The sequence below is a fragment of the Streptomyces sp. NPDC004788 genome (assembly GCF_053601115.1).
This window is the reverse complement of the sequence record NZ_JBSGBF010000008.1, coordinates 61,815-81,337: the sequence shown is the minus strand read 5'-3', so window position 1 is coordinate 81,337 and position 19,523 is coordinate 61,815. Positions and strand designations below refer to the sequence as shown.

Below are 19,523 nucleotides of genomic sequence, written 5' to 3'. Positions count from 1 at the left end.
ACCGGCCCACGGGTCCCTCAGGTGAGGGCGCGATGCGTCATGACTACCCCCAAGCCGACGACCTCGCAGAAGACCGCCGCCCCCCGGCACCAGGGCGACGGCAAGGGCATCGCCCTGTTCGTGATCGCCTCCTGCCAGCTGATGGTCGTCCTCGACATCACCATCGTGAACATCGCGCTCCCGCACATCCAGAGCGCACTGAACTTCTCGACCACCAGCCTGTCGTGGGTCGTCAACGCCTACACGCTGACCTTCGGCGGACTGCTGCTGCTCGGCGGCCGCACCGGTGACATCCTCGGCCGCCGCCGGGTCTTCATCTTCGGCGTGCTGCTCTTCGGACTGGCCTCGCTGCTCGGCGGATTCGCCCAGGAGTCCTGGCAGTTGCTCGCCGCCCGCTCGCTCCAGGGCGTCGGCGGGGCCATCGCCTCGCCGACCTCGCTGTCCCTGATCACCACGACCTTCGAGGAGGGGCCCGAACGCAACCGGGCCTTCGGGGTGTTCGCGGGCGTCTCGGCCGGCGGCGGCGCGATCGGCCTGCTGGCCGGCGGGCTGCTGGTCGAATGGCTCAACTGGCGCTGGGTGTTCTTCGTGAACGTCCCGATCGCGCTGCTCATCGCCTTCCTGACCCCCCGCCACGTCAAGGAGTCCGAGCGCCACCCCGGCCACTTCGATCTGCTCGGCGCGCTCACCTCGACGCTGGGCATGGTGGCGCTGGTGTACGGCTTCATCCGCGCCGCGCAGGAGGGCTGGCGGGACCCGCTCACGCTGGCCTCGTTCGGAGCGGCGGTCGTCCTTCTCATCAGCTTCGTGTTCATCGAACGGCGCTCCAGGCAGCCGATCACCCCGCTGCACATGTTCGCCGACCGCAACCGGTCCGGCACCTACGGCATCATGCTCTGCCTCGCGGCGGCCATCTTCGGGATGTTCTTCTTCCTCACGCTCTTCGTGCAGGACGTCCTGGGCTTCAGCCCCCTCCAGGCCGGCCTCGCCTTCCTGCCCGTCAGCGCGGTCATCGCGGTCCTCGCGGGGATCACCTCCCAACTCATGCCCCGCTTCGGGCCGAAGCCCTTCATGGTCGTCGGCTCGATCTGCCTCGCGGCCGGTCTGTCCTGGCTGACCCAGATCGACGTCGGCTCCACGTACGCCGGCAGCATCCTCGGACCGATGCTGGTCCTGAGCGCGGGCATGGGCATGATGTTCGTCTCGCTGACCCTGATGGCCCTCTCCGGCGTACCCTCGCACGAGGCGGGCGCCGGCTCCGGCCTCCTCAACGCCACCCAGCAGGTCGGCGGCTCGCTCGGCCTCTCCATCCTGGTCACCGTCTTCGGTACGGTCAGCCGCAACGAGGCCCACACCCAGGTCCCGGCCTTCCTGGCCCAGGCGGGCCCCGTGCAGAAGGCCCAGTTCGCCCGCACCCAGCAACTTCCCAAGCCCTGGAGCGACCAGGTCCTCACCAGCGGCGTCACCGCAGGCTTCATCGTGGCCGCGGCCTTCGCCATCCTCTCCTGCGTCATCGCCATCCTCGCGATCAAGGTCCGCCCCTCGGACATGGAACGCCTGCGGGGCGGCGAGATGGTGCCGGGCGCGGGCTGAAGCACCGATGCCGCGCCGCGCCGCAGCCGCAGCGGCCGGACTACTCGACGTCCGTTATCAGTTGCATACGAGCTGCTTCGAAGAGTTCCCGCTGTCCGGCGAGGTGGTTGCCGGTCGCGGTCGTGTCGACCAGGAGCTGGTAGACGCGGCCGGCGTCGCCCGCCACGAAGACCTCGACACGTTTGCGGAGGGTGGTCTGGCCTCGCCAGTGGTAGTCGAGCTCGAGCCAGACGGCATCCCTGCCGCCTTGGCGCGTGGAGTGCGTCGTAGCGCGGAGGCCGGCCATGGACGACTCGGTTTCCTTTCGGTACCAGGCAAGCTGGCCCTCGGCCGCAGCCTGAGCGGTCGGGCCGTACGAGGTGTCGCGCTTCACGACGATCTCGTACGTGCCGCCGCGCGAGGCCCAACCGCTCTGGATCGCGTTCTTGTCGGTCCGTGTCCACCCGTCCGGAACGGCGAACACCGTGGTGAGATCAGCTTCCCGAACCCGGTGCCACCCCTTAGGGAGGGCGGGGAGAGAGGGGCTGGGCAGGGGCGACGTCGCCGATGGAGCCGCGGTGGTCGCGACAGGGGGACCGGAGCCGGCGGGCGAGTGCGCGGTCGACGCGCCGTGGAAGGACGGCACCCCGAAGACGCCGAGCAGGATGCCGGCAACCGCCGCCATCGCCGAGATCAGAGCCGCGACCTCCCCGAGCCGCCGTACAGGAACGCCACCTTGTTGCGGATCCTCCGCCACCGGTCCCCCTCACCGCGATCGGATCAACTCACCGCTCATTGAACGGGATTGCGCCTGCAGGTGGAAGAAGCCCCCGTCGGGCCCCGGCCGCCGTGGAGGTCCTGATCGACGCCGCCATGAAGCCCAGGGAATCGACGACGCGGTGGGTCCCTCTGGCATCCGTTGGCCCGGCCGCGTCCGGAAAGTCGGCCGGTCGCCGCTCTCCGGACACGGCCCGAGGCCGGGCGTCGTACTCGACGTCGTGCCCCGGCGGCTAGAGGTCCGGAAAAGATCTGGCGGTTCTGTGACCTGCCACGTTCACTCTCCCTGAGTGACTGACCTGGGCAGATCGTCTTTCGGCTGTTTCACGGTCGTGCCCGTTGACGCGGCCGAAAGTCCCAGAGCAGTCCCAAAGGGCTCCCATCAGGCGTGTTCTTGGGCTCTCGCCCAGCTCCGCTCTACTCCTGTTGCGTCAGCCCGGGGCCCAGGAACGGACTGGGGTTGCCATGCCAGAAGACATCGACGCTGTCCCGAGCCCTGGTGGCCGCCACGAACAGCAGCGACCGGGCCCGCTGCATCTCGTGGCGGTACCGCACCGGATCGCTCGTGCGCAGTCGGCTCACCGCCTCGCGCGGCACGAGGCCGTCCGACACGCCCGCGATGATCATCCGCTGGTATTCGAGTCCCTTGAACCGGAACATCGTGCCGATGTGCACGCCGCCGTCGCCCTGCGGGCCGTCGGCACGGATCTCCACCGGCCGGATGCCGTGCGTGCCGAGCGTGTAGCCGACCTCGGCGGCCATCTGGTTCGTCGGCACGCAGATGGCGATCTGCTCGTGCGGAATGGCCAGATCGGGGTCGGCGTCCCAGCCCGCGATGAGGGCCGCGATGCCTTCCCGCTCGGCGGCCCAGTCCGGGTAGGAGTGCCCCGACGGCTGCCGTCCGCTGAGTACGGACCGGTAGCCCGCCAGCGTCTCCTTGTCGCCGTCGAGGTCGTCGTAGTCCGTCTCGCCGAGCACGTCGAGCGCGGAGCGGAGGATCTGACGCGTCGTGCGGTAGCTCAGGCTCAGCTTCGACGACCGGCCTCGGATGTTGATGCCGAGGCTGCCCAGCGTCACCTGGTTCTTGTAGATGCGCTGATGGGTGTCGCCGACGAGGAAGAGGTCGTCCGCTTCCCGAGGAGCCATCGCCCGCAGCATTTTCCAGTGTGCGGGGCGCAGATCCTGAGCTTCGTCCACCACGATGTGCCGGTACCGGTAGCGCAGCCAGCCGCCCGATCCGTCCTGGAGGTGGATGTTGTCGAGGCCGCCGGCTTCCTCCCGTTGGCGCGCGATGGAGAGGATCCGCTGCTCGCGACCCATTTCCAGACGGGCGGCGCGCTCGGCGACCTGGTCCCAGGTCTGCCGTCCGAGCCGGTCCAGGCGCTGGGTGAAGCGCTCCGCGAACTGCCAGATCTCGGCGCGCTCACCGCGGGTGATGTTCCGGCCGCGGCCGGCCCGCCGGGCGCGGAAGTAGTCGGTGCGCGTGGCGACGGCCTGCCCCAGGATCACCTGGGTCCATTCGTCGTGCAGGAACTCGGGGTCCCAGCCTTCTTCTCCCAGCTCGTCCAGCAGCGCCCGCCATTCCCGGACGGCCTGGCTGTCGTCCATTACCTGCTTGCCGTTGCCCGGCTCGGCCTCGCGCACGATGCGAAGCGCCAGTTGGTCGACGTGGCTGACCTCGACACGGGCCAGCAGTTCCTCGCCGCCCAGTTCCAGCAGTCGGGATCGGAGGTCCGCGGCGAGGTTCTTGTTGTAGGTGGTCAGCAGAACCGGCTTGTCACGGCCGGGCGGCAACTGCCCCACGAGATGACGTACACGGTGCAGGGCGACGATGGTCTTGCCCGTGCCGGGCCCACCGCCGACCCGGGCGGGGCCCGAGTAGCGGCGTTCCACGAGCTTGGCCTGTGTGGGGTGGAGGAAGACCTTCCAGCGGCTGAAGTCCCCTCCTTCCAGGGCCTCTCGGAGTGCCTCGTCGGACGTGGTGACCACGGTGGCCGGGCGCTGCACCGCGGCCTGGAAGTCATCGGGGTCGACCGGCTCGGGGGCGGCGACGGGTGCGGTCACCTGGTCGAGGACGTCGTCGTACGGCTTGCCGTCGAAGAGTGCGAGCAGGACCTCGCCGGTGAGCTGGGGCGCGTACTCCACCAGGCCCAGCAGCTGGTCCTCGGTGGTGAGCGTCCGGATGACCGGAAGCAGTGGCTCGGCGACGCCGAGCTCCGCCAGCTGGGCGTCCGACCACGCTGCGAAGAGCTCCTGCGGCTTGACCGTTTCAGGCGCGGCCGCAGGAGTGGCGGGTGGGGCCGGAAGGCGGCGAAGGATGCTCTCCTCCACGACCTCCAGGTCGACGTACTCGATACCACCGGTGACCTGGTTGACCTGCGCCGACAGTCGGTCGTAGACGTCCTTGCGGTGCTTGACGGAGACGATCAGCCAGTCGTCCTCGGCGAGCCGGATCAGCAAGGCCCGGTAGTCGTCGCTGACGCGCGCCGACCACAGCCTGCTGTCTCCCTTGAGCTGCTGAAGCTTGAGACCGGTCGTATGCGGATTGGTCTTGAATTTGTGCTGGAAGTCGAAGAAGGCGCCCTTGACCGTACGAGGGAGCTTGAGGATCTCCTTGTCGGCCTTGTCGAGCAGGCGCAGCGTCACGCCCGAGGCGGTCATCGTGTGTGCTCCCCGTCACTGGTGCTGTCGTGGTTCGTGTCCTGGCCTCGTCCGAGCAGCCGGACGACCAGCTCCGCGGCGTCCCAGGCCGTCGCCGTACGGACGTCCCAGCCGGCCGCCGCGAACGCCTTGTCCCTGTCCGCGGCCTCGTGGTCGGGCTCAGGACCGTCGTCCCTGGCGGCGAGGACCACTCCGACGCGAGCTGCGGGCCAGGCCAGTTCGGCCTGCCAGCCCCGCTCGTCGAGTTCGTAGCCGTCCTCGGGCGCCGGCACCCCGGCCTCGGCCAGGGCCAGGGCCAACTCGGCGAGGCCGAGCTCGTCGGGATCGAGATACTCGAGCACCGGGTCCCAGCCCGCGGCCCGGCCGGCTGCCGGGGATGTGCCCGCCTTGGCGACCGCGGCTGCCGGTGGGGCGTCCCGGACGGCACCGACCTCCGCTGCGGACGCCGCGGCTGCGACCGGTGCGGGCTCTTCCCGGGTGATCTCCGTCCGAGTGGACGGCAGCCATCCTTCGCCGCCGGTCACGGTCAGCACCTCGGTGGCGAAGCCGCCGAGGAGGCTGGTGGTGAGCTGGACGCTGTCGCCGCCGCCGTGGTCCAGGAACTGCAGCACGTTGCTCCAGTACAACCACGCCCGCCAGCGCCGCCGGTGGGTGCGCGCGTCGGCCATGGCCTCGGTGCTGTCGTCCAGCACCGTGAGACCCGTCCACACGGGCGGGGTGCGCCTGCCGTCCGCGGCCAGGACGAGTCGGCAGCCGGAGGCGTCGGGGCCGTACACCAGCCGGATCGGTCCCGCCGACCCCGTGGCCGCCCCGCCACGCAACGCCGACAGCAGGGCCGGCCCGAGACCGTCGGCCCCCAGGGCGGCGCCCCCGACGCCGGCCGCGCCGATGAGTCCGGCGGCGGCTGCTTCGGCCCGCCGCTGCCAGCGGGAGGCGTCGGGCGAACGCAAGTACGCGAGCAGGAGACGGGAGGGGTTCACCCAGACGGCGTCGGACAGTTCGCCGGGCAGCCCCCCGCCGATGCGGCTGTAGTAGTCGCGCGCCCGGTTCTGCGCCTCTGCCGGGTAGGGCTCCCAGACCGGGTCGGCCGGACCCGCCGCCGCGTATCCGGTGTCCCGTACGCGCTCACGCCACTCCTTTACGTCGTCGTACGTCAGCTGGAACACCCGCAGCCCCTCGCTGCGCAGACCGGTCCGTTTCGTGGCGTCGTCGGCCAGCCGGTTGTGCGCGGGGGTCGCGTGATAGGCGTAGCCGTCGAGGTACACGGCGACCCGCGGGCTGGGCGCGTCGAGGCGTTCGAGGAGTATGTCGGGCCGAGTGCCGTCCAGTGCGCGCTGTTGCGACACACGCCAGCTCACGGTCGCCCCGTCGTCCCCCGTCAGCCGCAGGTCGAGCGCGTACGTGCCGGCCGATGTGGTGTACGCGTCGGCCGTCGCGCCGGACTCGGTGAGCTTGGCCCATTCCTGGAGCGTCTCGATGAACAGGATCTCGAGGTCGCTCTCGGCCTGCCGCTCCAGCGGGATGTGCCGGGTCGTCGCCACGGGTGACGTCCGCCAGCGCGAACCGTCCTCGCCGAGGAGGTCCTCCAGCATCTGCCGCACCTCGTTGCGGCTGACCTTGTCGTAGTCGCCCGCCGGCACGCGCCGCAGCAGACACTGGTGGCAGCCGTCGAGGCCCTTCTCGAGGCAAGCGCAGCCCTCGATGACGTCCCGTGCCTTGAGCAGCACGTCCCGGAAGCCGTCGGCGGATGCGAGCCGGTGCAGGTAGCCGGTGCCACCCGGAAGGCGGTCGTAGACCACGAGGAACCGCCGCGGCCAGTCGGAGCCGTCGACGCCCGTGTGGTCGGGCATCGTCGCCTCGGCGATGTCGATGTGGTCGGGATCGCCGCCGTACTGCGCCGCGATGCCCGCGAACAGCGCGGCCGTGAACGACGCCAGCCGTTCCTTTGCACGGGCCACGGAGGCGGGCAGCAGGATGCGCACCGCTTCCGTGGTCAGCTCGTGCGCGAGCAGCAGCGGTACGTCCTCCCCCTTGCCCTGCTGCCCGTCCGATCCGGCCGTCGCGTTTCCCTTGATCCGGCGCCGCGGACACCACAGCAAGTGGTGTGCGGCGGCCGCGGTGCTCGCCGCACCGGAGTCCGTCAGTGCGTGCTGGGGCACGTCCACGACGGGACGCCCCTCGGCCGTAGCGCCGCCGCAACTGGTGCACACATAGAAGGGATTGAGCCGCACGTCCACGCCGGCGAGGGGCACGGTGCTGCTGCCCTCTTCGCGGTCGAGCCCCAGGTTGAACGTACGGATCTTCGCCTGCCGGGTGAAGTCCACACCGAAGACGGCCGTCTCGTGCCGCCAGGAACCGGGGATGATCCGCTCGGGATCGATGTCGACCGTCGTCAGCACCGCGTAGTGCCGGCGGTCCCGCTCGTCGCGGTCGTCACGCACCCGGGCGTCGTCCCGCTTGTCGCGCGAGACGACGCGCCTCGGCTGGAGCACGTGCTGCACGCAGCCCGCGTCGGCGATCTCCCGCCCGCCGCAGCGAGGGCACGGACTGGTGTCCTTCTTGGCATTGTGCGTACGGGCGTATCCGCACGCCGGGCACAGCCGCCATTCCGCCCAGGCACGGCGGTCTGGAGTGCCGACGTCGAGCGCGCGCACCACGTGCCGATAGCCGTTGACGTAGAAGCTGTTCCCAGGCGCCAGTTCGGTCAGGGCCAGCTTGCGGGAGCGCTCGTAGTCCCTCGTCTCGCTGCGGTACACCCGCTTGGCCGGGCCCCCGGCCGGGCCCTCCGACCGGGTGTCCTCCTCGTCGTCCGGGGTCTCCGTCCAGTACAGCGTCGCTTCCAGCTGGGTGGTGGTGTCGGTGAGGCTGTAGTTCGGCAGCAGACCGAGTTCCACCAGCGTGCCGTGCGCACTCGACTGGCTCAGTTCCCTCAGCAGATCCCCGGCGCTGCGCCGCTCGGCGAGCAGTTCCCGGCGCTCACGGTCCTGTACGACGTCCGTGCGGACCAGATGCCCGGCGGCCTCGTCGATCGCCGCGATCCTGCGACGGAGCTCCTCGCGCCGCCCGGTCCAGTCCTCCTCCGCCTCCTGCAGCGCCCTGACGATGCCGCTGGTGGCGTATGCCCTGAGCTCTTCCGCCGCGTAGGCCGACACGCCGACTTCCGAGTCGTCCGCGCCGCTGCCGGCCGGGAACAGGTCGAGGAACTCCTCGACCAGCGTGGCGCCGTGGGTCTGCGCCGCGTCCGCCAGGTCCTGACACCAGCCGGTGGTGCCGAACAGGGCGGAGGACAGCCGGGGCACCGGCGCCAAGAGTTCACCGTCGGACGTTCGCAGCTCGCCGCGAGCCGCCAGATCCAGCAGCCTTGCCGTGTACTGACGGCGCAGGATCTCCACGGCCGACAGATAGCAGCCGGGAGGCAGGATCCTCCCCGCGATCATCTCGCGCGGCTGGTCCAGGTAGTACAGATCCCGGGCGCGGCGACCGCCGAACGCGACCACCAGCGCATTGCCCGTACGACGTCCCGCACGGCCCGCCCGCTGTACGTAGTTGGCGGGGCCCTTGGGCAGCGAGCCGAGCAGGACGGCCGACAGTTCCCCGATGTCGATGCCGAGTTCCAGCGTGGGGGTGCACGACAGTACGTTCGGGTCGGTGTAATGCGTACCCGCCTTGAAGCTGCGTTCGACCCGCTCGCGTTCCGGCCTGCTGAGCATGCCCGTGTGCTCCGCCGTGACCACGCGGAACGTCCCGCCGGTCAGATAGAGCCGGCGGTAGTAGTCGCCGGTGTAGTCCCGCTCGCGGACCGTCGAGCCGAACCCGGAAGTACTGGAGCCGCTGCGCGGCATGCCCGGCTGGGGTGCGGTCAGAATCCCCTTGCACCGGTAGCGAGGGCACGGATGCCCGTACCAGCGGGTGCGGCGCTCCGGCGCCACCACCTGCTGCCAGCCGCAGTCCTCGCAGCTGACGAAGGCCTTGTTGACGACGGCGTCGTCGAGGAGCCGCGCCTCGATGTGCCCCGGCTGCAGACCGTAGAGCCGCGTCTGCCGGTCACGGGTGGTGCGCACCGCGAGCACCCGCTCGTCGGCGAGGGCGGGCAGCAGCCGGCGCAGGTACTCGGTGGCACCGGCGGCGTCCAGCCCCAGACAGCGACGGGTCCAGTCCTGGTACCAGCCGAGACGCCCGGTGAGCGTGTCGAACTCGGACTTGTCCTTCTGCCCGTCCAGAAGGAAGCGAGGAGGAGCGACCCCCTCGGGGAACGCGGGCATGCCCTCCGGCCTGTGACCGGAGATGAGGTACCGGTTCGTGCCGGCTTCCTTCATCCAGGTGTCGAGCCAGCGGTGGTGCACCGCGCCGCGCAACCGGAGGCGCTCCAGCAGGCCGCGGACGTAGGCGAGGTAGCGGTCAGGCGTGGGCAGCCCGCCCGTGACCAGCAGCTGGCCCGGCAGGGACAGATGGATGTCGCGGGCGAGAGCCGTGACGCGGTCGGGCTCCGCGACCACCACTTCGGCCGCAGCGGTCCGCGTGAGCTCCAGGGTGCGCCCCATGCGGCTGCGCAGCCCGAACTCCATGACGGTGGCGAACGCGAGACGCTCGCCGATCAGCTTCCATGTCCGAGCGTCGCCGGTGCCGCGTCCCGAGAGGAGGCGGTCGACGCCGGGCTCGTCATGGAGGTCGGGGGGCACGACGGCGGCCAGCGCCTCCGGGTCGTCCACCGACTCCAGTACGTGCCCGATCAGGTCGTTGAGCGCGGTCGGGGCACCCGACTCGTCCAGGTTGTGTGCGAGCAGCGAGCGCAGCGAGAACTTGTACGAGGCGTTCGCGACGTACCCGGCCCGGTGGGCCGCGTCCTGGGTGGAGTCGTTGAAGAGCAGCGTCTTGCGTTCTTCCGGTACGAGCGCGATGTCGCCGCCCGTGAACAGCTGGGTGACGGTCGCCGAGGCGAGCGCCGCCTGCGCGGTACCGAGGAACCGGATGCTGTTGTCGGTGTGGCAGGCCGGGCAGCGGTCGTCCTTGGCGGCCCGGTCGGCCGACTTCTTGTCGAGCACGGCCAGGGCGAACCAGGCGTCGATCAGTTCGCCCGCGTCCGACGGCGTCGGCAGCCGATACGTGCCCTGGCCGCCGTCCAGCACCACCACCGACAGCGGGTCGACCCCACCCGCCTCCGACGGCCGCGCGCCGGTCAGCGCGTCCAGCGTCTGCTGCCGCTCGCTCTGTGTGGCGGCGATGAAGTAGCGGATGCGCCGCTTGTCCCGGCCCACGGCGGACCGCCAGATCCGGTCCTGCGCCATGACCAGTCGTTGGGGATCCGCCTCCGGGGACAGGGCCGCCCAGCCGGAGCGGCCGCAGTTGCGGCAGTACACCGCAGGCAGATGCACCTCGGCCGGCCGGACCGCGGTGTCGGCCCCGGGCAGCGGCTGCGGCCGGGAGGAGGACGACGGCCAGCCACCGGACGAGCCGTCGGACTCCTCGTCGGTGACCGGAGCGGCGTGCAGAGCGGCCCGGCGAGCCGCGGTGCGGTCGTCCTCGTACCAGCGGAACTCGGGCGTCGCCCCGATGCCCCGCAGCACACGGGTGACGGGGCGGACCCACAGGTGTGCCTCGATGTGCAGCAGCGGGCGAGGCCGGCGTTCGTCGGATTCCGGGTCCTGGGCCGCCGACAGCAGGGCGACGAACCGGGCCAGCGCCTGCAGGACGAGCTGCGGATTCTCGCGTGCCGTGCGCCCCCACGCGTATCCGAAGCGGGCCAGCCGGTCCCGCAGCCCCCACTCGTCCAGTGGCTCCCCGCCGAGCAGCGACAGCACGCCGTGGGTGAAGTCGTGGCGCTTGAGCAGGCGCCCGATGCGGAACGCGTCGAGGCCGGAACGGCCGAGCAGCCGCTCGGCCAGCCGGTCCAGGTCCAGCAGATCGGGCTTGGCCTCCACGCCGGGCCCGCCGGAGAACTCGATGACCTCCTGCGGGGTCGGCGGCTCGGGGAGCTCGTAGTCCACGGCGCCCGTGAACTCCTCGGCCGACATCCGCTCCTCACCGACCACGGCATCGGCCGGGAAGGGCATCCCGAACACCCGCGACGCCACGTCGAGGATGCCGCCGGCCTCCTTGCCCGGAGCGCCCTCGCCCAGGGTCGCTGACGTCGCCACCGGGCAGATCGACCCGAGCGGCCTGCCCGGCCGCGAAGCACCCGTCGCTGCGGCGAGCCGCCGCAGCAGCATGGCCACATCGGTGCCCTGCGCCCCGTCGTACGTGTGGAACTCGTCCAGCACGACGTAGGTGAGGTCGGCGCCCTCCCACAGCGGACGGTCCTCGCCCCGCTGGAGCAGCAGGTCGAGCATCTTGTAGTTCGTGATCAGCACGTCCGGCGGTGACACGCGCATCTCCTCGCGCCGCGTCATCACCCGGCGGAAGTCGGTGTCGGGCCGGTCACCGATGTACAGACCGGCCGTGACCTGCGCCAGCTCGGGTCGAGCCAGGTAGTCGCCGATGCGGCCGGCCTGATCGGTGGCGAGCGCGTTCATCGGATACAGCAGGACGGCCTTGACGCCCCGGTGCCCCTGCGCGCGTTGGCGGCGACAGTGGTCGAGCACCGGGATGAGGAACGACTCCGTCTTGCCGGACCCTGTCCCTGTGGTCACCAGGGTCGGCCGGGCCGGGCCGTGCAACGTGGACAGGCGGCCCCAGGCCCTGGCCTGATGCCGGTACGGGGCGAAGCCGGGGAACCCCGCCGTCCACTCCAGCTCCCGCTGCCAGCCGTCGTCGGCGACATGGAACGGCGTCCTGATCCGGAGGTACGGCCCCCGGAAGATCCCCGTCTCGGGGTGCCCGAGGAAGCGCTCCAGGGCGCGCCGCGTGTCCTCGTCGGCGAGGGCGTACGTCGTCGTGAGGTACTGCGTCAGACTGCCGCGCAACTGCGCGGCGGCCATGGTGGGCTTCACGACGGTCCCCTCTGTCTTGCCAATGCCACGATGATCCGTACCACCGTATAGAGCTTCCTGCGTTCTGGGTGAGCTGGGGTTATGCCGCCTCGTGCCGGGTCGCGACGTCCTTCGCGAGGTCCAGGAAGGAGCGGTTGTCGATCCGACGGTTCACAACGCAGGGCCCAATCGTGGAGCAGCCGGGCGCAGCACGGCCGTGGTCGGCAAGCGGTGCCACGGCAGACGCACAGTCATGAGCGCGCAGACGTCGGGGGGTTCGGCTGCCGAGCTTCACGAACAGTACCTCGCTGGTCACAGCGCTACCAGGTTCTTGAACGTTCCAGCCACGAAGACCGAAAAGGCGTCATTACGCGCGACAGCAATCGCGGCCGATCCTGAAACGGAAAGCGGGAGCAACGAGGAGAGGCGCGAGGGAAGAGGACGCGGGCAGAGCCGAGGGGGAGCCGCCATGTCCGAACCGCTGTACGTTCCCGTCCTGCCGGTGAAGCGGCACGCCCGTCAGGCGTACCGGCAGCTGAGTCCAGCTGTACAAGCGGCTGTCGTGCCGCTGTGGAATCTGCCGCCCCGTGCGGGTCTGCACCCTGACGCACTCGCCATTGGGGTGCGAGAGGACCTGTGGAGCGTGAGAAAGAGCCATCGCCACCATCCGGCCTGGGTCGACGCCCCGTTCGCCGACGAGGCACAGCTGTCGGTGCTGGCCGACGCGTTGTCCCAGGACGCCGACGTGAGTCCGCTGCGCCCCGTGACGGGGCCCGACCGCTCCGAGGCTCATCAGGCCGCGATGCTCGAACACGCCCGGTCCACCGGGAACGGGCTCGGCATACGCGTCATGATGCCCGGCGAGTGGGACGACGTTCTCGGTCATGCCGTCCGTGACCTGGTCGCCCGCGTCGATCCCGCCGTCGAGGCGGACCTCCTGCTCGACCTGGGCGCTGTCCGTGCCGACCGGACCGACGCGGCGAAGGAGTCGCTGCGTGCCCTCGACGCCCTGGTGCCGCTCACCCCCTGGCGGACCGCCGCCGTCCTCGGTGGCGGCTTCCCCGAAGTGACCGCCCGGCTCGTGGAACACGGCACGGCCGTGGAGCCACGCTGGGACTGGCTCGTGTGGCGCGATCTGAACCGCAGCGATCGAGGCTTTGTCCGCGGGCTTGCGTACGGTGACTACGGCATCGAGTCCAGCCGGAGCATCGCTCGCGGCCCCTCCTCCGGCAGCGGCGGCCCGCCCTGGGGCGTTCTGCGCTACACCACCGACGAGTCGTTCGTCCTCCTGAAGGTGCCGACAGGAGGCCCCGACCGGACCGCCGCCATCCGGGCCGCCGCGCGGGAAGTCCTTGCGCTGCCGGACTTCCGCGGTGCGGCGGCGAGCAAGGGTGAGACCTGGCTGCGTGACTGCGCGCACGGACAGGGCCCGAAAGGCACCGGAAACGCCGGGGTCTGGCTGCAGAAGGGCAGCGTCCAGCACATGACGTACGTCGTCCGGAGCCTGCAGCCCTGACCCTGTCGTGGTGCGGGCTCAGACGAAGAGCGGCTCCAGCGGCGTCTCGCCGGCCAGGATCCGCCAGGCCGGCACGCGGACCGTCCGTGTCACCAGTCCGGGCTTCGCCCCGGACCCGCCGGACGGCAGCCCCGGCAGCAGGTCGCCCCGCGCGTGCGTCAACCGCAGATGGCGGGCCGGGTCCTGCCCGTGTTGGGGGCCGGTGTCGATGAGGACCGCGGTGTTCGCCCCGTCCGCGGTGAAGAGCAGATCGACGGTGTGTCCGCCGACCACCGCCTCGCGCTCCAGATCGGTGACGCCACGGCGACCGAGGTAGTCCTGGAGCCGGTCCGTGAGCTCCTCACGCAGGACGCTGCGGGGCTTCGCGTCGAAGGCCATACCGGTCCCGTCCACCGTGGTCCCCGCATCCAGCACCTTCGACCGCTCCGCAAGGAGCGCCGGAAGCCCCGCCTGTCCCTGCCAGAAGGCATGGCTGCCCACCGTGATCAGCTGCGACTTGGCCCGCGTGACGGCGACATTCCAGAGGTTGACCTCACTCGCCACCCAGTGCGTCGTGCGGGGAGGGGTGTTGCCGGTCGCCACCGGGCTGAGGACCATGACGTCCCGCTGCCCACCCTGGAAGGCGTGCACGGTACCGACCCGGACACGGTCGTCGTCCGCCCACACCCGTGCCAGCGCCTCCTTCTGGGCGCGGAACGGAGTCACGACGCCCACCGTCGCATCGTCCGGAAGCCGCGCGAGCAGCTCGTCCACCGTCTCGCGTACCTGCTTGGCCTCCGCCGTATTCCGCCAGGACCGGCCACCCGGGCCCAGCGCGGACGCGCCGTGCGGCACATCGACCCAGCCCAGCGCGGGAGCAGGATCGCTCAGCCCGACCGGATCGAGCGCCGGCACCTGCCTCCTGACGTCGGTGAGGACCTGCAACTGTCCCGCGTAGCAGTAACCGTTGACGACATCGGCGATCGCCGGATGGCACCGGTAGTGCTCGTCGAGCAGCAGTGCCTCCTCACCGTGCTGCGCGGCGGCATGGTACGAGGCGTACACGTGGTACGTGAGCCGGTGATCCTCCAGCTGCGCCGCGCTCAGCCCCGCCCGCACGCGGGCCTGCCGCTCCTGCTGAGCCGTGACCCCGGGAATGTGCCCGAGCTGCATCGGGTCGCCGATGATCAGCGCCCGCTTCGCCCGGAACAACAGAGGCAGCACCGAGGGGATCGAGCACTGGCTGGCCTCGTCGATCACGACGAGGTCGAAGAGCTGCGGAGCGAGTTCGAGCTGGCGAACCGAGTGGGTGCTGATGGCCCAGCCCTTCATGTGTGCCATCAGATTGCGCTGGCTCTTCCGGAAGTTGGAGCGCTGACGGAGGGCCTGGAGCCGCTGGGTCATCAGCGACCGCCCACGGGCCATGGCCTCGGCGGACACGGCCCGGGCCAGCTCGCCGGAGGTCTCCGACAAGCCCGCGCGGCTCTCCAGACGCGCCTGCTTCAGCGCCTCCTCGTCCAGGGCGAGATGTTCCGGTACGAGGCTCCTGAGCGTGCCTTCCACCGCCGCGACCTCCGCGAGGGCAAGCAGGAGCTCGGGCGGCACCGGCCGTTCCGAGGCCCACGTCGGCCATGCCTCCGCCGAGGTCTCACCAACCGAGTCGACGAACGCGGACAGGGCCCGCCCCCTGCGCCATCGGCCGAAAGAGAGCCACCGGGCTGCGGCAGCCCTCCGCGCCCGTTCCTCCCAGCCGGCGAGCGCGGCGGCTCCGCCCTCGGCCCATGCCCGGTCCAGCAGCTCCACCGGCAGCTGGAGCTCGTCCGCGCGGCGCGCACGTTCCCGCAGCAGCTCCAGCAGCTGCGCCTCCTCGCCGATCAATCGCGCCGCCTCGGCCTCGTGCACGGCGGCGCGGGCGTGCCGGTTCCTGAGGTCGCCCGCCACGGTCGACGAACTCCGCGCCGGGCCCTCGACCGGCTGGGCGAGCAGCCGCTCCAGCTTCGCCGCCTCGGCTTCCAGGGCCTCCTTGTTCCCCGTCCGCATGAGCAGCCCGGGGGAGATCGCGTCGCAGCGCTCGGCCACCACGTTCACGGCCTCGTTGTTCGTGGACGCGACGAGGACGGACTGTCCGGCGGCGACCGCGGTGGCGACCACCGCCGCCACCACTTCGCTCTTCCCGGTGCCGGGCGGCCCGGTGGAGACGGTGAGCGGCCGGGTCATCGCGGACGTGATCACCTGCGCCTGGCTCTCGTTGCAGGGCCCAGGGGAGACCACGACCGGCGCGCCGCGCCCCAGGGTTCCGCCATCGCCACCACCGGTCAGAAGCGCGTCCAGCGCGGTACCGGAGATCTGGGCGGTGCGCGTGGACATCTGGAGCAGGTTCTCCACGAGGCCGGCGGTGGCGGTCCGCTCAAGGCCTGACGGTGCGAGGAGGACCGCGGCGTTGTGGGCGCCCGGACGCAGCGAGTCCATGACGGAACGGTCGCTCAGCGAGGACAGATCGAGCGGTTCCAGCTCCGGGAGTTCGAGCCGTGTCAGGAGTTCCCGCACCGCCTTGAGCATCTGGGTGGCGTTTCCCTCCTGCCAGGTCGGCTGCCAGCGGGCGAGCAGCTCGGCGGCCTCTTCGTCCTCCAGCAGTTCCGTGAGCACGCCGCTGTGCGGGAAGGGCACACCGCTCGGCCTCAGCTGGTCGATGCCGTTCTCGTCCGGTGCCAGCTCCATCGGCTGGATGAGCAACGGCGCGATGCGCACCGCGGCCCGACGTCCGCCGTTACCACCGCGCTCGGGCAGGGTGACGGCCGGATACCCGTACCAGTACTCCTGCAGTGCGGCCTCGTCGACCTTCGCACCGGTGCTCTTCGGCTTGGGCAGCTGGGCAGGGGCGCGAAGACCGGACTCCAGCCCGGACTGAATCTCCTCCGAACCCTTCCCCAGCAGGAAGTACGCGGAGTCCCGGCCGCTGTCCCGGTCGGGCAGCATGCCCGACGCGGCCTGTGCCCCCAGACAGTGCACGTAGTACCGCAGGAGGCGCTGCCAGTCGACGCCGTCCTGTGCGTCCTGGGCGGCGAGACTGCGCGCCTTCAGCAGGGCCGAGGAGGGCGGGAGTCCGCCCTCGGCAATGTCCCGTGGTGGTTCGGGGAGCTGGACGGATCGCGCCACCGAGCGGGCCAGGGGCAGGGTGTGCGTCGCACGGAAGGTGGACTTCGTGGGCCGCTGCTCCTCAGGCACGCCGTTCCGCACCATCTGCGCAGTCAGATACTCGAAGAGGTCGTCCGGCGTGACCCAGCCGCTGTCCTTGATCCGACCGCTGCGCAGCCCCTCGACGATCTCGCCGGTGAACCGGGAGGTGCCGAGCGAGGACCCGGCCGGCGCCATCGCCGAGGCGGCCTGGAGGGCGTCCGAGGCGGTGATGAAGTACACGCCGGTCGGCCGGAGCAGCGTGCTGGGCGCGGGCCGCTCGCTGCCATCGGACGCCCCCTTGGCCGTCCACCCCTGGACGACGGAGCCGCTGGAGCAGCAGTCGAGCAGCACGACCTTCGAGGCGGCCCGGCAGGACTGGAGCATCCGCTCAAGGAACTCCGCCGGCACGGCGGTGCCCGGCAGGTCGTCCGGATCGGTGTCCCGGGTGAGGAAGTACAGCTGCCCGTCGGCCTCGCAGAACTCCCCGTGCCCGCTGAAGTAGAGCAGCGCCGTCTCGCTGGCCTGCCGCTCCTCCAGGAACTCCTCGATGGCGTGCAGCATCTCGGCGCGCGTCGGCTCCGCGACCATCGCGCAGTCGTTGTACATGCCGATCTCGGTGCTCTCCAGCACCGCCTGCATGTAGTGCAGGTCCGCCCGCACAGCAGGCAGATCGTGATACCGCTCGCTGTCGTACGTGGATACGCCGATGAGCATGGCGTACCGATCGTTGTCGCTCACGCCGCGCCCGGCCCGTCCTGCTCGTCGCCCTCGCCGGCCGGACCCGCGTTTCCGCTGAGGAAACGCTCGATCTGCGCGTCGTCCGCGCGGGCCTGCTTGCCGGAGATGGTCAGCGTCGCACCGTCGGGCCGCGTGACGACGACGGTCCGCTGCGGCACCCGGGCCAGCCAGATCTGAATGGCCGCGGCGGCCAGGGAGCCGCCGCCGAACACCAGGCCGAGCAGGTCAGCGACCGGCCCGCCCTTGAAAGTCTCGGCCTCGCTGGTGCCCACGGGACGGGCCGGCACGTCGAGCGCGGCCTGCGGATCGGTCTCGACGAGCGCGGCGAGCAGCTCGCGGGCCTCGCGCCGGGCGCGCAACGGATCCTCGTCGACGACGGAGATGCGGTAGCCGGGGGCGGGGTCGGTGTGGGTGGTGCTCACGTTCGCTGTCTCCCTCTTGGACTTTCCCGTGCGGTGCACACACTGCACACACGGACGGACGACGCTAGCGGCACGCACGGACAGACGGTCGGCCCGTTTCCGAAACCTGCTGGTCATTGGCGTGAAAGGCACAGCTCAGCCCACACGGTCTTCCCGGGAGCCCCCACGCGCGGCGCCACCGCCCACCGGCTCGCCAACCGCGCCACCACGAGCAACCCGCGCCCCGACTCGGCGTCCCCGGGCGGCTCATGGGTGGAGAGCAGAGGTACGCGTTCGGTACGGGTGTCGGTGACCTCGATACGCAGGGTGTCGGCCGAGCCGGTGAGCCGGAGGTGGAAGTCCCGCCCGGCGACGTGCCCGTGACGCACGGCGTTGCTGGTGAGCTCGGCGGCGATGAGCGTCAGCGTCTCGTTGGTGGTGGAGGCGCACGGGTGCCCCCACGCGTCGAGGCGGTGAGAGACGAGCCGACGGGCGAGGCGGGCGCCGCGCGGGGAGGACGTGAAGCGCATGGCGAACTCAAGGGCCGCCGGTGCGGTGGAAGTTTCGCTGTTCATGGGACACAGGCTGGCGTGCGCCGCTTACGCCGAGTAAGACACGCAGCGCTTACAGGGGGTAGCGGTAGGCGACGTGTCGGTGCCTGTAGGCGGCGCGGAGCGTGACGGCCGACGCGGAGCGGCGTTGGCCGGTGGAGGTGATGGCGCGCATGAACGAACCCACCCAGCAGCCGGACGACGACGAACCGGACGGTGACGCGGCGCCGGACCCCGGCTCTGGCATCCTGCGCGTCTTCGGCCGCCAGTTGAAACGGCTCCGGGTACGGGCCGGGGTGGGGCGGGCGGAGTTCGGAGCGCGGCTGGGGTACTCGGCCTCGACGATCGCGGTGTACGAGCAGGGGCGAAGGGTTCCGCCGCCGCGCTTCATCGACCAGGCGGACGAGTTGCTCGATGCGGGCGAGGTCCTGAAGGAGATGAAGGAGGAGGTGGCGCGGGCGCAGTACCCGGCGTTCTTCCGCGATGCGGCGAAGTTGGAGGCGGAGGCGGTTTAGCTCCATGTGTACGCCAACCAGGCCGTGCCGGGGCTGTTACAGACGAAGGAGTACGCGCGAGCCGTCTTCGGGATGATGCGCCCGCCGTTGGACGAGGAGGAGATCGAGCGGCGCGTCGCAGCCCGGCTGGCGCGTCAGGAGATCTTCGCCCAGCGCCCGTCGCCGCTCATGAGCTTCGTGATCGACGAGTCAGTGCTGCGTCGACCGATCGGTGGCCGGACTGTCCTGCGAGGTCAGTTGGAGCAGATTCTGCTTGCCGGTCACCGCCGGGCTGTCGAGATCCAGGTGATGCCTCTGGACAGTGAGGAGAACGCCGGCCTGGCTGGCCCGTTCACCGTGATGGAGACGAGTAAAGGGCACAGGATCGCGTACGTTGAGGTCCAGAACGTGAGTCATGTACACAGCGAGCGGCGGCTCGTGTGGGGCCTGGAGATCAAGTACGGAATCCTGCGCGCGCAAGCACTCACACCTCAGGCGTCGCTCGGCTACGTCGAGAAGTTGCTGGGAGAGCTATGAAGACCATGGTGGGGACGACGCAGGGGGCTGGGCTGGTCTGGGTCAAGAGCAGCTACAGCAGCGAGGAAGGCGGCGAGTGCGTCGAGGTGGCTGAACGCCTGGGCAGCGTCCATGTGCGCGACTCCAAGGACACGAACCGGCCTGGGCTCGTGGTCGACGGATCTGCGTGGACCGCCTTCGTCGGCTTCGCGAGCCGGTAGTGCAACGAGGTGGCT

General features: G+C 70.8%; 9 protein-coding genes and 1 pseudogene. 4 read left to right on the top strand and 6 right to left on the bottom strand.

Going from position 1 to position 19,523, the window contains the following annotated elements; genetic code table 11:
- Positions 1 to 39 precede the first annotated feature (39 nt).
- Complete coding sequence (locus tag ACWEJX_RS06500; protein WP_451606402.1) at positions 40 to 1,593, top strand: MFS transporter; 1,554 nt, start codon at positions 40 to 42, stop codon at positions 1,591 to 1,593.
- Positions 1,594 to 1,633: 40 nt separating this feature from the next.
- Here ACWEJX_RS06500 and ACWEJX_RS06495 read toward each other — a convergent pair whose 3' ends face one another.
- The 3 genes from ACWEJX_RS06495 to ACWEJX_RS06485 all read right to left on the bottom strand — a co-directional run bounded on the left by ACWEJX_RS06495 (position 1,634) and on the right by ACWEJX_RS06485 (position 11,936).
- The gene (locus ACWEJX_RS06495) at positions 1,634 to 2,329 is read right to left on the bottom strand and encodes a hypothetical protein (protein ID WP_451606401.1); all 696 of its coding nucleotides are present in this window, start codon (positions 2,327 to 2,329) and stop codon (positions 1,634 to 1,636) included.
- A gap of 437 nt (positions 2,330 to 2,766) precedes the next feature.
- Entirely contained in the window at positions 2,767 to 5,010 is a 2,244-nt protein-coding gene (locus tag ACWEJX_RS06490) for a UvrD-helicase domain-containing protein (RefSeq protein ID WP_451606400.1), read from the bottom strand.
- The gene (locus ACWEJX_RS06485) at positions 5,007 to 11,936 is read right to left on the bottom strand and encodes a DEAD/DEAH box helicase (RefSeq protein ID WP_451606399.1); all 6,930 of its coding nucleotides are present in this window, start codon (positions 11,934 to 11,936) and stop codon (positions 5,007 to 5,009) included. The genes ACWEJX_RS06490 and ACWEJX_RS06485 overlap by 4 nt, the downstream gene beginning before the upstream one ends.
- 448 nt (positions 11,937 to 12,384) lie before the next feature.
- Here ACWEJX_RS06485 and ACWEJX_RS06480 point away from each other — a divergent pair, with 448 nt between their 5' ends.
- Positions 12,385 to 13,431, top strand: a complete 1,047-nt coding sequence (locus ACWEJX_RS06480) for a beta family protein (protein ID WP_451606398.1) — start codon at positions 12,385 to 12,387, stop codon at positions 13,429 to 13,431.
- Positions 13,432 to 13,449: 18 nt separating this feature from the next.
- Here the strand turns inward: ACWEJX_RS06480 and ACWEJX_RS06475 are convergent, their stop codons facing one another.
- The 3 genes from ACWEJX_RS06475 to ACWEJX_RS06465 all read right to left on the bottom strand — a co-directional run bounded on the left by ACWEJX_RS06475 (position 13,450) and on the right by ACWEJX_RS06465 (position 18,301).
- Positions 13,450 to 17,325, bottom strand: a complete 3,876-nt coding sequence (locus ACWEJX_RS06475) for a caspase, EACC1-associated type (protein WP_451606397.1) — start codon at positions 17,323 to 17,325, stop codon at positions 13,450 to 13,452.
- Positions 17,322 to 17,747, bottom strand: coding sequence for an effector-associated constant component EACC1 (locus ACWEJX_RS06470; RefSeq protein WP_451606396.1), 426 nt, complete (start codon positions 17,745 to 17,747; stop codon positions 17,322 to 17,324). The genes ACWEJX_RS06475 and ACWEJX_RS06470 overlap by 4 nt, the downstream gene beginning before the upstream one ends.
- A 113-nt stretch (positions 17,748 to 17,860) precedes the next feature.
- Positions 17,861 to 18,301 carry an ATP-binding protein gene (locus ACWEJX_RS06465; RefSeq protein ID WP_451606395.1) on the bottom strand — a complete coding sequence of 147 codons (441 nt, stop codon included), beginning with the start codon at positions 18,299 to 18,301 and terminating at the stop codon, positions 17,861 to 17,863.
- 149 nt (positions 18,302 to 18,450) lie between these two features.
- Here ACWEJX_RS06465 and ACWEJX_RS06460 point away from each other — a divergent pair.
- Positions 18,451 to 19,308: pseudogene (locus tag ACWEJX_RS06460) on the top strand (helix-turn-helix domain-containing protein).
- Positions 19,305 to 19,508 (top strand): DUF397 domain-containing protein, encoded by a 204-nt coding sequence (locus ACWEJX_RS06455; protein WP_451606394.1) that lies wholly within the window; start codon positions 19,305 to 19,307, stop codon positions 19,506 to 19,508. The pseudogene ACWEJX_RS06460 and the gene ACWEJX_RS06455 overlap by 4 nt, the downstream one beginning before the upstream one ends.
- Positions 19,509 to 19,523: the final 15 nt, after the last annotated feature.